The 14,922-nt window shown below is 31.8% G+C and carries 13 protein-coding genes; all 13 read right to left on the reverse strand.

The features are described from left to right. Nucleotides 1-5 precede the first annotated feature (5 nt). The gene (locus tag TEGL_RS18150) at nt 6-197 is read right to left on the reverse strand and encodes a CooT family nickel-binding protein (protein ID WP_018592076.1); all 192 of its coding nucleotides are present in this window, start codon (nt 195-197) and stop codon (nt 6-8) included. A gap of 216 nt (nt 198-413) precedes the next feature. After that, the gene (locus TEGL_RS18155; RefSeq protein WP_018592075.1) at nt 414-1,271 is read right to left on the reverse strand and encodes an ABC transporter ATP-binding protein; all 858 of its coding nucleotides are present in this window, start codon (nt 1,269-1,271) and stop codon (nt 414-416) included. Further along, complete coding sequence (locus tag TEGL_RS18160) at nt 1,271-2,353, reverse strand: FecCD family ABC transporter permease (RefSeq protein ID WP_018592074.1); 1,083 nt, start codon at nt 2,351-2,353, stop codon at nt 1,271-1,273. The genes TEGL_RS18155 and TEGL_RS18160 overlap by 1 nt, the downstream gene beginning before the upstream one ends. Further along, nucleotides 2,353-3,375, reverse strand: a complete 1,023-nt coding sequence (locus TEGL_RS18165; RefSeq protein WP_018592073.1) for an ABC transporter substrate-binding protein — start codon at nt 3,373-3,375, stop codon at nt 2,353-2,355. The genes TEGL_RS18160 and TEGL_RS18165 overlap by 1 nt, the downstream gene beginning before the upstream one ends. 421 nt (nt 3,376-3,796) lie before the next feature. Further along, nucleotides 3,797-5,725, reverse strand: a complete 1,929-nt coding sequence (gene acsV, locus TEGL_RS18170) for a corrinoid activation/regeneration protein AcsV (protein WP_018592072.1) — start codon at nt 5,723-5,725, stop codon at nt 3,797-3,799. Nucleotides 5,726-5,901: 176 nt separating this feature from the next. After that, nucleotides 5,902-6,279: a glycine cleavage system protein GcvH gene (gcvH, locus tag TEGL_RS18175; protein WP_018592071.1), complete on the reverse strand. Its 378-nt coding sequence runs from the start codon at nt 6,277-6,279 to the stop codon at nt 5,902-5,904. 31 nt (nt 6,280-6,310) lie between these two features. Beyond that, nucleotides 6,311-8,440, reverse strand: coding sequence for an acetyl-CoA decarbonylase/synthase complex subunit alpha/beta (gene acsB / locus TEGL_RS18180; protein ID WP_018592070.1), 2,130 nt, complete (start codon nt 8,438-8,440; stop codon nt 6,311-6,313). 106 nt (nt 8,441-8,546) lie between these two features. Beyond that, complete coding sequence (gene acsE / locus TEGL_RS18185) at nt 8,547-9,362, reverse strand: carbon monoxide dehydrogenase/acetyl-CoA synthase methytransferase subunit (RefSeq protein WP_018592069.1); 816 nt, start codon at nt 9,360-9,362, stop codon at nt 8,547-8,549. Nucleotides 9,363-9,425: 63 nt separating this feature from the next. After that, nucleotides 9,426-10,775, reverse strand: a complete 1,350-nt coding sequence (gene acsC / locus TEGL_RS18190; RefSeq protein WP_018592068.1) for an acetyl-CoA decarbonylase/synthase complex subunit gamma — start codon at nt 10,773-10,775, stop codon at nt 9,426-9,428. A 30-nt stretch (nt 10,776-10,805) separates the two neighbouring features. Beyond that, nucleotides 10,806-11,750 carry an acetyl-CoA decarbonylase/synthase complex subunit delta gene (gene acsD, locus TEGL_RS18195; protein ID WP_018592067.1) on the reverse strand — a complete coding sequence of 315 codons (945 nt, stop codon included), beginning with the start codon at nt 11,748-11,750 and terminating at the stop codon, nt 10,806-10,808. A 19-nt stretch (nt 11,751-11,769) separates the two neighbouring features. Next, nucleotides 11,770-12,540 (reverse strand): carbon monoxide dehydrogenase accessory protein CooC, encoded by a 771-nt coding sequence (locus TEGL_RS18200; RefSeq protein ID WP_018592066.1) that lies wholly within the window; start codon nt 12,538-12,540, stop codon nt 11,770-11,772. A gap of 54 nt (nt 12,541-12,594) precedes the next feature. Then, on the reverse strand, nt 12,595-13,986 hold the full coding sequence (gene lpdA, locus TEGL_RS18205) for a dihydrolipoyl dehydrogenase (RefSeq protein ID WP_018592065.1): 1,392 nt from the start codon (nt 13,984-13,986) through the stop codon (nt 12,595-12,597). Between the two features lie 33 nt (nt 13,987-14,019). Beyond that, a complete protein-coding gene (locus tag TEGL_RS18210) occupies nt 14,020-14,901 on the reverse strand; it encodes a methylenetetrahydrofolate reductase (protein ID WP_018592064.1) in 882 nt (293 codons plus the stop codon). Nucleotides 14,902-14,922: the final 21 nt, after the last annotated feature.

Below are 14,922 nucleotides of genomic sequence, written 5' to 3' on the forward strand. Positions count from 1 at the left end.
AATTTTTATTTTTCTGCTAAAATTATTTTGTGGTCCATTAATCTTATCTCTTTAATAAAACCATCAACTATTTTTTGTTCTCCCAACAAATCTGTTAAGTAAACCTTTCCTTCAGTTGGATCTACGTTTACCACATTTTCCATTACTTTTTCTAATTTATTATCTTTTCCTAATACAAATGCAGATGATTCACACATATAAAAATCCCCCTTAATTATATAAATCTAATCAAAAAAAAGATTTCTAAAGGCATTACAATACCATAAGAAACCTTCATGATTTCACTTACAAGTTTTTCTATTAATATAAGTATATACTCATATTATTTGCAAGTCAAACACTTAAGTACAATTTATTTCTTACAACAAAAAGTATTGTAAAAAAAACTTGTTTTTGTATTGTATTTTCATAAATTAGACATATATTTGATTTTCTTCATGAGAATGTAATCCTTTAAATCCATCCTCATGTATATGGTTATCCCCTACCCCATTTATATGTTCATGGGTATGCATAAAAGACACTTGTAATTTTTGATTAATTGGATTTTTACCTACATAAGCATTTACTCCAAATATTTCTTTTAATGTTTCTGATGTTATTACTTCTTCAACATTTCCTAATTTCTTTATTTGTCCATCTTTCATAACTATTAAATAATCACAATACATAGATGCTATATTCATATCATGTATTGCGGACAATGTTGTTATATTCATACTTTTTACTAAATCCATTAACTGTATTTGATACCCAATATCTAAATGATTTGTTGGTTCGTCTAATATTAAAAAATCTGTATTTTGTACTAATGCTCTTGCAATTAAAGCTCTCTGTTTTTCTCCTCCTGACAAGTTAGAAAAACTTCTATGACTATAATCATCTAAACCTACTTTTTTTAGCATTTCTGATACCATTTTTAAATCATCCTTGGAGTAGTCTTCAAAAACAGATTTATAAGGGTATCTTCCCATTTTTACTATTTGCTCCACAGTGAAGTCAAACTGAGAATTACTTTCTTGAGCTAGTACAGCTATTTCTTTTGCACAATCCTTATCTTTCATCTTGGATAAGTCTTTATTGTCCAAAATTATCTTCCCACTTAAAGGCTTATGTAGCCTATATATATTTTTTAATAAAGTGGATTTACCTGACCCATTCGGTCCTATAATACCTACAAAACTTCCTTTAGGAACATCAAAAGATATATCTTTCAATATTTCTTTATTATCTATACTAAATCTTAAATTTTTCACTTGAATTTTGTGCATTATTCATTGCCTCCAAAATCATATTCTTTTTTGGAAATTAAATATAAGAAGAACGGACCACCAACTAGTGATGTTATTATTCCTATAGGTATTTCTATTGGAGGGAAAAGTCCTCTTGCAAATACGTCTGATATTATTAAAAATATAGCTCCTACTAAAGACGAAAGTACTATTAACTTTTTATGATCATTTCCTCCAATAGTTCTACATACATGAGGTACTACAAGGCCTATAAATCCAATTGCACCTGTTATTGCAACTAAAGACGATGTTAATAATGTGGCTAATATTAATATCATAGATTTTATAAACTTCACATTTATACCCAAAACTATGGCATTATCATCTCCTAAAAGCAGTATATCTAAAGACTTAGACATTATAAACACTATTATCATCACTATGACTAAAATGACAAAAGGAAGTAATAATACATCCCATTTTGCTCCACCTAAACTACCCACAGTCCAAAACAACGCATTTTTAGCTTGATTTGAATTTTCTGCTGAATATATAAGTAAATTAGTTAACGCTGAAAATATGGTTGATATGGCCATTCCTGTAAGTACAAGCCTTGTTGTAGATGTTGTCTTTCCCATTTTAGTTCCTATTGCAAATACCAATACTCCTGATATTATAGAACCCACAAATGCACCTGCACTAATGCTATTAATTCCTATTGCTGATACTCCTCCAAGAACAATTACCCCAACTGCTCCACAAGATGCTCCTGAAGATATTCCTAATATGTACGGCTCTGCTATTGGGTTCTTTGTCACACATTGCATCATTACACCACAAAGTGCCAATCCAGCTCCGCATATGGCTCCCAATAAAACTCTAGGAAATCTAATTTCCCATATTATATTTTGTGTCATAACTGTTCCAACATTGCCAAATAAACTTCCTTTTGTTAACTTATTAAGTAGTACTTTATACACTTCTCCAGGTTCTACGTATGTACTACCTATTGCAATAGCAATAACTACTGTTACCGCTAATATGACTGCTAACAGTAGTATCCAAAACAAGAAACCTTTCTTGTTAGAAAGGCTTCTCTTTTGCTTTATCGATATTTCCATTATTTATTTTCTCCATAGAAATATCCATACATTTCTTCTATTAACTTAGGATTTCTAACACCTGGAGATAAATCTGCTAATCCTACAACATATATCTTATTATTTTTTATAGCTGATACATCTTTTAATGCAGGATGAGATTTTAGAAACTCAATTTTTTCTTTAACTGGTTGTCCAGCCATAAAATCAGTTACTAATATTACTTCTGGATTTTGTGCTACTATGCTCTCAAAAGAAACATTTATATATGGTTTTTTTGCATCTTTTCCAAATGTATTACTTCCACCTGCTAGCTCAATTAAATTATTAGCAAGACCAGATCCAACTACCATGGCATCTTTTTCTCCAGAATCATACACCATCATTTTCACTCTATCTTCATCTTTTATATTTCCTAATTTATCAGTTACTGATTTTATATCACTTTTCATTTTATTTATTACTTCTGTTGATTTATCTTGAACTCCAAATATTTTTCCAAGTAGTTCAAAGTCTTCATAAACAGTATCTACTGTAGCATCTGCAGAATAAGATTTAGCCATAAATGGTGCTATATCTTTTTCAATAAGTTCCTGTGGAGATCCTGTCGTTTGCTCACTTATTGATGAATCCCAACCACTAACAAAATCTGCTCCTGTAGCCATAAAACCTTCTTTTGATACAGAATGTCCCTCACCTATTTTAAGTTGTGGTATCTTTTCATAAGCTTCTTTAAATTCTGGTAGTATTGGGTTATCTAAAAGTGCTGTTCCTACCATTCTATCCCCTAAATCTAGTGCTAGTAACATCTCTGTCATAAATTGAGATAAAGTTACAGCTTTTTGTCTTGGAGTTTCTACCTTTACATCATAATCTTTCGCTCCGTCAGAATATGTATACTCTACCTTTTCAAAATTACTTGATTCAACTTTAGCTTCTGGTGATTCTGTCTTCTTGCTAGAAGAACATCCAACTGCACCTAGCGTTAAACCTATTACTGATATTACTACCAGTACTCTTTTTAAACTTTTACTTTTTACCATAAAATATCCCCCTTAAAATTACTATTTTTATACTTATTACTTTTTATATTGATTAAATATAAAAGACCATGAGATTATATATATCAATAAGGATATATATAACCTTCATGGTCTTAATTATTATATTTATGTTGTTATTATGTAACGTTTAATCTTTTCTTAACTTATTTTCTTAATTAATCTTCTGATAAATATTTGGCACTTCTTGTGCTTGATTCCTTAATAATATAACATCTATGACTATATATGTAAATAAAGTTAAATATTTGCAGAATATTAAGTATTATACATAATACTACATTTTTTTATTTTTATACAAAATATGACACTTATACTTTTTTTAATATAATAAAAAAGCTATGAATTATGCAGTTTTACCTGACTTCATAGCTTTTTTATTATATATTTTAAATTATTATTTTTACTCTAAAATTTCTTTTACTGTTGGAAATTGATCTATATTAGTATGTGGCAAGAAGCAAGCTGACACAAATTCATCCATATATGTAGGATATACACTTAGCTCTACATATGTCATTTCAGATGCTATTTCTTCTAATTTTCGTCTAGCCTCTGAACTTATTAAACTTAAATATGACCCAACTAATGAACTGTTTCCTATATACTTAAACTTATTTCTTTCTATATCTGGAAGTAAACCTATTAAAATTGAGTTTTCAATATCAAGATTATTTCCTATTCCTCCTGCTATATAAACATTATCAATTACTTCAAAATCCATTCCTAAACTTTCTACAAGTACTGATGCTCCTGAATATATAGCACCTTTTGTTCTAATAAAATTATCAATATCTACTTCATTAATTAATAAATCATTTTCTAGGCCTTCATAGTCTTCTTTAAATGCCAAGATATATTCACCTATATCATGCTCATTAAATCTGATTCTTTTATTATCTAATTCTCTTTTTATTTTTCCTCTTCTATCAATTATACCTTTAAGCAGCATTTGACATATTAAATCAATTATACCTGAACCGCAAATTCCTATAGGTGTACATTCCCCTATTATTGTTAATTCTGGTTCTAAAGTATTTTCGTCTATACCAACTTTCTCTATTGCTCCATCTGATGCTCTCATACCACAACTAATTCCTCCACCTTCAAAGGCCGGTCCCGCTGAGCATGCACAACACATCATAAAGTCTTTATTTCCAAATACAATTTCTCCATTAGTCCCTAAGTCTATGAATAATGTATTTTCTTCGCTAGCCCATATTCCTGCTGATAATACACCTGCCGTTATATCTCCACCTACATAACTTGCCACGTTTGGAGCTAGGTATATTAAGGCACTTTTATTAACATTCAATCCTACATCTTCTCCCATTAAGTTTGGTGATTTTAGATATGGTGGAATATATGGTTCTAGTCTTAAATAGTCAGGATATATGCCTAAGAAAAGCGTAGACATTGTTGTATTACCAGATAACACAACTCTTACTACATTATTTTTATTTATACCAGTACTTGTATATAGAGATTCAATTAATGGGTTTAGAGTATCATCTATAATTGCTTTTCTCATAATTTCTAAATTATTTTTTCTAACAGCAAATACAATTCTATTAATTACATCTGCACCATATTTTATTTGTGCATTTCCTGAAGATGCCTTTTCTACAACTTCATTAGTAATTAAGTTTACTAAGCAAACAACTACAGATGTTGTACCTATATCTATAGCTAATCCATATAATTCTCCTTCTTTATTTCCTGGTTCTACATTTAATATCGTAATCTTATTTTTCTTTTTAACATAAGTTAAAGTTATTTTAAAATTATCTTTCCTTAATACTAATGGTAGCTTTTTTAATATATCTAATCTAAAATCTATCCCATCAATACCCAAGTCTTGTCTTACTTGTCTATCTAATCTATCTACATCACTTATATTGTCATCTAATGACGGTTCATCTAGTTCAATATATTTTTTTTCCACATTAGTACTATAAGAAAATTCATTTTCTTCTATTATACCTCTAGCTCTATCAAATAATTTTTTATCTACTTTTTTACCCGTACCCTCAATTTTCATTCCATGCATAGAAGATGAAAGTCTAGATGGAACATCTACAACAATATCTTCTATTACTTCAGTTGCACAAGCTAAAATATATCCTTGTTCATATTCTTCATCACTAATATGTACTGTCTTTTCTGTATCACATTTTCCCTCTAATAACTTTACTTTACATTTTCCACATGATTGAGATCCATTGCAAGGCGCATCTATAAAAATATCTGCTTTTCTTGCTACATCTAGTAATTTTTCTCCAAGTTCACATTCTACTTCCTTGTTATGTGATTTAAAAAAAACTTTAGCCATTCTATCTCACCCCAATAAATTAATTTTTATAATCACTCAACCTTATATATTACTAAAATATGTATAAAATACCCTTTTATTATTATTTTAATTCAATATACTTAAAAAAGCATAGTAAACTTAATTCTATTAAATTTACTATGCTTTCTTTTTAGTTCAAATTATCTATCTACTTCTTATTCTAAACCTTTTTCGTATTCTTCTCCACTTAATAAAGTATCTAATTCAGATGTATCTGACATTTTTACTTTACATATCCAAGCATCGTAAGGAGCTTCGTTTACATATTCAGGTTCATCTTCTAATTTATCTTCATTTATTTCAACTACTACTCCTGAAACAGGAGCTATTAAATCAGAAGCCACTTTTGATGATTCTATAACACCAAAAGACTCATCTTTTGTTAATTCATCATCTATTTCTGGCATTTCAACAAATAAAACTTCTCCTAATTGTTCTTGAGCAAAGTCACTTACTCCAACAAATGCAAATTCTCCTTCAACTTTTACCCAAGTATGTTTTGGAGAATATTTTAATCCTGCTACTGTACTCATATATTTTTCTCCCCTAATATCTTTATTTAAATTACATTATTGGATCCATAGATAATGCTGGATGTCCTTTTTCTTCAAGGAATGCACAAACTCCTTCAGAATCATCAGCTATTGTTTCATCACAAATCATTTCGCTGAAGTTTTCTATTCCAGCCATTTCTTTAACTGTTTGATTTAATTTATCCGCTACGAATTCTTTTAATTCTTTTGGCATCCAAACTATTCTTTCTGGTCCACCTTCAGTATAAGCAAATTTCTTAGAAGATATGAAATGTCTACCATGACCCATGAATCCTGGAGTTTGAACCCCACCACCAGTCATAGATGCAAGTTCACCGAAAGTCATACCAACAGGAGTTATTCCTGGGAACTCTCTATTTACTATAACTAATCCATTAGCTTCTGGCATGATACCACATATACATTCGAAGCATCCACAAGAAGTCATAGGATCTTCCATTATAGAGTAAAGAGTAACTTTTTCAACTGCACCTTGAGATATTTCATTTACAGTTTCATTAACTGATTCCCAAATACCTTTCTTATCATCTATACAATCACCTTTAGCTATTGGTTGACAAGGGCCTGTTGGGTTAAGTTCTTTAGTAGCTTTTGCATCTAACCAAGAAACTGCTCCACAAAGTCCTAATCTTTCAGGAGTAACTACACAAACGTGAGCTGGAGCGAATGATTGACACATGTTACAAGAATAGAAATCTTCAACACTTTCATCAACAAGTGACGCCAATCTATCATCTCTAGATTCATATTTAGCTAAAGCTTCAGCTTTTCTTTCATTAACTATTGCTTCATCAGTTATTATAGTAACTTCGCATTTATCAACAACAGCTTCGAATTCATCTTTCATCATAGCATACATAACTTCACCTATATGCTCAAGAGTGAATCCTTTTTCAACAGCGTCTTTAGATATTCTTACCCAAGACATATCTCTTTGACCTACATGCATTAATCCTTCTATGTAGTTCATGAAATAGTGGAATCTTCTTTCAAGAACTGGTTCGAAGTCTTCTTGCATTGCTTTACCAGCAACATTAACTACTATAGCAAGCGGCAATCTAGTAATTCCATCTGCTAATTTAGCTACATCTATATTTTCACCTATAACTTCTATTTTGTGGTCTTCTATTTCTGCCATAGATTTAGCTATAACTAATTCCCAAGCAGGAGTTTTATTTCCACCAAACTCGTAAGCCATTTCAGCTTTTCTTATTCTTTCACCTTCAAAAGCTGCAGCAAACCCAACTGGTATAGGTATTTCAGTAACTTTTATTTTTATATTTCTAGCTTCTAATGAAGTAGCAACAAATTTATCATAATCTCTTTGAGTTAATAAGTTACAAGGAACTTCAGTAACAACTTGGTCAGTTATAACTGGGAATCCAAGAGCTATAGCTCCAGCACCACAAGCAACTATTAATTCACTAAGTGGTCCAAATGCATTAACAAATGCAGGAACTCTCTTAGCTGTATATTCTAATAATTGGTTTAAATCTCCTGGAGGAACAGCACCGAATATTAACGCAGCTCTTATAGCAACAGAAACAACATGGATAACTGATGTTACATCATATCCTAGAGGTATAACACGAAGTTCTACACTCATTTTTACTCCAGCTTCTATAGCTTGATCTATAACTTTTCCCACTAAGAAAGTCATTATACCCTTAGATTGGTAATCTTTAACTACTTTTGCTAATGTTTCAGCATCTGGGCATTCACCAAGAACAACTGCAACACCAGGTATATCCCCAGTAACTAGTGGTACACCTAGAGATCTTATTATAGGGTCAACTACGTGTCCTGCACATGGAGCTTCATATGGAGCCTCGTTTAAAGCATATTTAACTGCTTCAACTATTTCAGCAGCTAAAGCGGTAGCTAAACCAGCATTTAAAGCTGTTTCTAGTAATGGTTTTTCTACTATTAAAGATTTTACTATTTCTAAAGCACCTTCTAAATCTGCTAAAGTAGCCATTTTTTTACCTGTTGCAGCATATATACATGGAAGAGAATATGCTGTATCTGGGAATGCCACCGGACATTCTTTACCTTTTTCTGCTATTGCAGCTGTAAGCGATCCGTTTGCTGCATCATATGCTTGATTTGCACCTGTATAGATTATGTTATATAAATTCACTTTTTACTTCCCCCTTTTATGAATTATATGTTTATATTTAGGCTAAGCATTAGTCTGTAGTGCCTAGCCATTTAAACCTAATTCTAATTTAAAATTCTAATATTTATTATCCTTTATAATCAAAAGCTAAATCTTTTACTTCTAAGAAAGAGTCGGCATATAAGTTTGAGTTTCTGATTATATCACAAGATTTTATAGTTTGTATTAATATCTCATCTAATGGATTAACTATTGCAGAAGAGAATCCGTTAGCCATAGCCATTGCTAACCAGTTACTATCTAATATTGGTCTTATGTGTTTTGGACAACCATTAGAAACGTTTGATAATCCACCAGTAGTTTTTAGTCCCATTTCAGTCATTTGTCTTATAGCTTCTAATACATCCATTTGTTTATCTTGCATTCCTTTTATAACTAGGCAAAGTGGGTCGAAGTATACATCTGTTTCTGGATCTATTCCAGCCATAGCAGCTGCTTCTATTAACTCAGTACAATATCCCATACGTTGCTCATTGTCTGATGGTATACCTTCTTTAGCACATAATGCTATTATAGCTGCATCATATTCTCCAGCTACTTCCATTAAATGCATTCTATCTCCAGCATCAGCAGAGTTTATGATTGGTTTTCCATGAGTTCTATCATATACTTTTAATCCAGCTTCTAAAGCTGCAACGTTTGCTGTATCTAAAGCTAATGGAACATTGTTTAATTCATTTTGAAGTAATTTAACTCCCCACTCCATTATTTCTGCTCCATCTCTTTCAGCTGGTCCTATGTTAAAATCTATAACATGAGCTCCTGCATCTAATTGCTCTATCGCTCTTTTTATTATCGGTTCTGGATTTCTTTCAGCTATAGCTTTTCTTATTGGTGGTGCTATACAGTGAATTCTTTCACCTATAATCATAAATTTTTCCATATTAATTTATCCCCCTTAGATTTTATATGTTTATATAATTTTATTAATAAAATAAAACTTTATCTATTTTCCATATCTCTCTTTTAAGAATTTTGGAAGTTCCATAGCTTCTGGAGTACCAACTATAACATTCCAATCTGGTAAGTTATCTTGTATATCTGCTTGTATAACAGCAACTTTACCTGGTATGATTAAGTCTCTGCTCTTAGTCATATCAGCTATACCACACTCTTTAACAAAGTTTCCTATTACACTACCACCAAATTTACCAGCAGCCCAAGAAGTAAGAACTGAATATCCACCAGCGTCTGGTATTACTAACCAGCAAGGAATTTTAGATCTTTCAAGTTCACCAGTTACAACAAAGTAAGTTAATGCAAAGTCAACAGTTACTAAAACTGGAGAGTTTTCATCTGGGTTATTTATTGGATAAACTTTAGTTTCAACTCTCATTGGTTTTTGAGGGTCAGTGAATAAGTTTTGTCTTAAAGCATATAGTGGTAATGCTTTTGCATAGTTTATATCATCTATTACTATTATAGAACCATATTTAACTGTAAATGCAGATGACAATGCAACTTCCATCATTTCATCTCCATTAGCTAATTTACTTACGAATACTATAGATGGATATCCAAAAGTTCTATCTTGTTCTTTTAATGCTGTTCTTCTTACTTGAACTGCATTAACATAAGTATCTTTTACAGTTTCTCCTGTTACATCAAGTATTAATTCTTTATATCCAGCTTTTTGAACTAATTCTGTTGTTTCATATAACTCTTCTAAACTAGCAGCTTTTAAACCTAGCGCTAAGTTATCACCTTTAACTACATCTATCATATCTTTGTAGTTATCTTTAGTTGCTCCAACTACTACTGGTTTTAATCCAGCAAGTGCTGCAACAGCTTCTTTAGCTACTTCAGCATCATCTACATTTAAGATGAAAGCTACACTAGTTTCTGCTTTTAATTTATTTATTATATTTAAGAAGTTTTCTTTATTATCACTGTAAGTAACACAAGCAAATTCAGCTTTCATTATTTCGCCGATTCTTTCATACTCTACAGCTTTTATATTAGCTATCTTAGCATCTACTTGCTCTTCAGTCATACAATCACAGAATGCTATAGCATATCTATTTTTACTTACTAAAGTTTTTTCATGTCTGAATAATACAGTTTCTCCACCTAAAGTATATTCACTTTCTCCAGCTCCAACTTTTAAAGTTTTCATTGGAGGTGCAGTTGCCTCTGATAATTTTTGTATTGATTCATCAGACATATGTGGACATTTTTCAACTTCAACCGCTCCTGAAGCAACCTTCATAGAGAAAGCCATACAAGTTGGAAATCCACATTCTTTACAGTTTTTCTTTGGTGTTAATTTAAATATATCTAAAGCTTTAAGTGCCATTTTTTTATCCCCCTAACCTTACAAATATTATTAAGCTAACTCGCTTATAAATGATTTTATAGTTTTTACTGATTCTGGATGACGAAGTATTACAGCGTCAGATCCGCCTACTAAAACAGCTGTTGCAGTAGAAACTTCCATTGCTATACTTCTTTTTTCACTGCATCCCCATTCTGGTTGATCTGTTTCATCAGCTATAGCTTCTTTAACATGACCAACTTCAAAAGAAACTGGTGTAACTATTGGTATTTGTAATTGCTTATCATTTTGATTGAAAGCAGCAAGTCTTATTCTATCCATTGTAGATGCAACATACTCATATCCATATCCAACAGCTGAACATCCAACGTTCATAACTATATTTTCAGGTTTAACACCTAATTGAGTTAGCAAAACATTCATTTGTTTAGCTAAGTTTATATCAACAGCTGATTCTGCTCCAACTTTTTGACCATAAGCTAATCCTGCAGCAGCACCTACTTCTTTGTAGTTATCTTCAACTGCAGATAATATTAAAACATTTTTACCTTCTAAAGATTCTGCAACTTTAGCAAATAATTTACCATCTTTCTCAGCAACTCCACATCCTGCAACTACTAAAGGTAAATCTATTGCATCAGCAACCTTTTTAGCTACTTCTGCACATTCTTCAGGAGATTTATCATCGGTATTAGGATCAGCTCCTACAAATCTTAAGCATATAAAATCTGCTTCTGTATTATCTTGAACATATTTTGCCCAAGCAGCAGGGTCATTTGCTACATCTTTGTACATTTCTTTGTAACTATCAATCCAAGTTTCTGGATATACATCATTTATTTCTATCCCCACTTTTTGAACATTACCTGTATCACCATCAAAGCTATAGAATGGTAATACATTCTCTCCACCTAGTTTTATAGCTTTTTCTCCTGTTCCTATTATTACTTCACTTACTTTTCCAGAACTTTTTTGAACAGACATTTTAAATGCCATATCTTTTTCCCCCTTAAGCCTATTTTAATTCTAATTTTGCCACTATTTCTTCCATGGCTAATCTAGATTTTGATTCTTTTGGTAATTTCACTAATGGAATTCCATCTGAATCATATTTATATATTAATTCATCTAAAGGTATAACACCTAGAAGGTTTAAATTATGCTTATTAATTTCTTCTTTTACACCATCATTTAATATGCCATTTGGTGCTTTATTTACTATAAGATAAACCTTTCCAACACTTAAATTTAATTCTATAGCTAAATCTCTAATTCTTGCAACAGCTTGGATACTTCTTCTTGAACAATCACTAACTAATAATAAAGTGTCTATATGTTTAGTTGTTTTCCTACTTAAATGTTCCATCCCTGCTTCATTATCAGTAATAACATAATTGTACTGGCCAGAAATCTGCTTAACTTGTTCTCTTAGTATTCCATTTACGAAGCAATAGCAACCCTCGCCTTCGGATCTACCCATTACTAACAAGTCATATCCGTTTCCTTCTACTAATATAGAATTTAACTTCCATTGTAAAAACTGAGCTTTTGTCATACCTCCAGGAAATGAATATCCTTTTTTTTCAGTCATATTAGCTTCTTCTCTAATTTGACCTATGGTTTCCTCAACTTCAACACCTAATACTTCATTGATATTAGCATTGGCATCAGCATCAACTACTAAAATTGGTTTTTTATTTTCTTTTAATAATATATCTATTAAAAGCCCTGTAAGACTTGTTTTACCAGTTCCACCTTTTCCTGCTACTGCTATGTTATAACTCATTTTAGGATTTCCCCCTTAATACGCCTAAACAGAGCTTTTACTCTGTTGCTTAGCTTATAAAGATGATGGTACTGAGTGAACGCATTCTCCATGAACATCATGTAATGCTTCCATAATACCTTCTGATAAGCTTGGATGTGCATGTATTACTTTTCCTACATCCTTAGCTTTTAAACCTAAACCTACTGCTAGAGATAATTCAGTTAATAAGTCTGTACAGTGAGGTCCTACTAAAGTTGCCCCTATTATTACATCGTCTTTATCAACTAATATTTTGATAAATCCTTGTATTTTTCCTATAGCTTTAGCTTTACCTAAACCTCTAAAATCAAATTTACCAACATGATATTCTATGCCTTCAGCTTTTAATTCATCTTCAGTTTTTCCTACACCTGCTACTTCAGGCTCTGTATATACACAACTTGGGATAGATTTATAGTTAACTGTTTCGCCATTTCCTTTTACTGCATTTTCTGCAGCTACCATACCTTCAGCAGATGCAACGTGTGCAAGCATTGCTCCTGGTATAATATCACCTATAGCATAAACACCTTCAAGATTTGTTTCCATATATTCATTTACTTCAATGAATCCTCTGTCAGTCATTTTAACACCAGCTTCAGCTACACCAGAGTTAGCTAAGTTTGGTTTTCTTCCTGTACAAAGCAATACTACTTCTGCTTCTAAAGATTTGCCGTTATTTAAGTTAAGTTTAACTATGTCATCACTAACTTCAAAACTGTCAGTTGCAACGTTACACATAACTTTTATTTTGTCTTTCTTGAATTGTCTTGCAAGAGCTTTAGCACCATCAGAATCCATTCTTCCTAATATTTGTGGAAGAACCTCTACTATAGTAACTTTTGTTCCTAGTGAAGAATAGAACTGACCTATTTCAGATCCTATAACTCCACCACCTATTATAACCATAGATTTTGGTAGTTTTTCTAAACTTAATACCTCATCAGAAGTTATAACATTTTTACCATTATATGGCATGAATGGGAATACTGTAGGTATAGAACCGTTAGCTAATATTATTTTATCAGCTTTAACTTTTTCTACACTTCCATCATCCTTAGTAACTTCTATAGTATTTTTATCAATTAGTTTTCCAAATCCATCTATCTTTTTTACTCCTCTTTTATCGAAAAGGAATTGGATTCCTGCAACTAATTCATCAGTTATTTTTTGTTTTCTAGCTACTATAGCTTGAAAATCAGGTTTAACTTCTCCTTCAACATTTATTCCAAAAGATTTTGCTTCTTGAACTGTTCTTAATACATCACTAGAAGCTAATAATGCTTTAGTAGGTATACATCCTACGTTTAAGCAAGTTCCTCCTAGTCTATTTTTTTCTATTACTGTTACTTCAGCACCAAGCATAGCTGCTTTTAAAGCTGCTACATATCCTCCTGGGCCACCACCAACTACTGCAACTTTCATGTTCAATCCCCCATTTAACCTAAAACAAAATTTTTATAACCCTGCTTCATCTAATATTTTTGGAACATTTTCTTCTGCACCAATTGCCATTATATGTACACCATCACATAGGTTTTCTTCTTTAAGTTGTCTAATGAATTCACCGGCCATCTTAATACCTTCTTGTACATAATTGCCTTTACCAGCTGCCTTTAATCTTTCTATTTGATCATCTGGAACAAATATCCCAGGAACATTTGCTGTCATAAACCTAGCCATTCCAGGTGATTTTAACGGAACTATACCAGCCATGATTTTACAATCCATATCCTTAGTAAGTTCTCTAAATTTTCTCATGTGTTCTATATCATAAACTGCTTGAGTTTGGAAAAATTTAGCTCCAGCATTTATTTTCTTCTGCATTTTTAATAATTGTACTTCTATTGGAGTATATTCAGGTGTAACACAAGCTCCTAAATAGAAGTCTGTTTTACCTTGTAATTCAAGTCCCACACTATCTGTACCTGCATTTAAAGTAGAAGCTGTTTTTAATATACTTACAGAATCTAAATCAAATACTGGTTTAGCCTGTGGATGGTCACCTACACTTGTATGGTCACCTGTTAAAGCTAATAAGTTGTTTATACCGAATACACCAGCAGAAAGCATTTCACCCTCTATTGCGATTCTATTTCTATCTCTACCAGTCATTTGTATTACTGGCTCTAATCCTATATCCTTTAATAATTTACATGTAGCTAGAGAAGTTGCTCTCATTACAGCAGATTGGAAATCTGTTACGTTTGCAGCATGAACTCTTCCTACACATAATTTAGCACATTCTATTAAGTGAGAAAGGTCTGTACCTTTTGGTGGTGCCATTTCTGCAGTTACAGCGAATTCTCCTCTTTCAAATGCTTCTTGTAACTTACTCATGAAAATAATCCCCCTTTATTT

This window comes from Terrisporobacter glycolicus ATCC 14880 = DSM 1288, from assembly GCF_036812735.1.
Taxonomy (GTDB): Bacteria; Bacillota; Clostridia; order Peptostreptococcales; family Peptostreptococcaceae; genus Terrisporobacter; species Terrisporobacter glycolicus.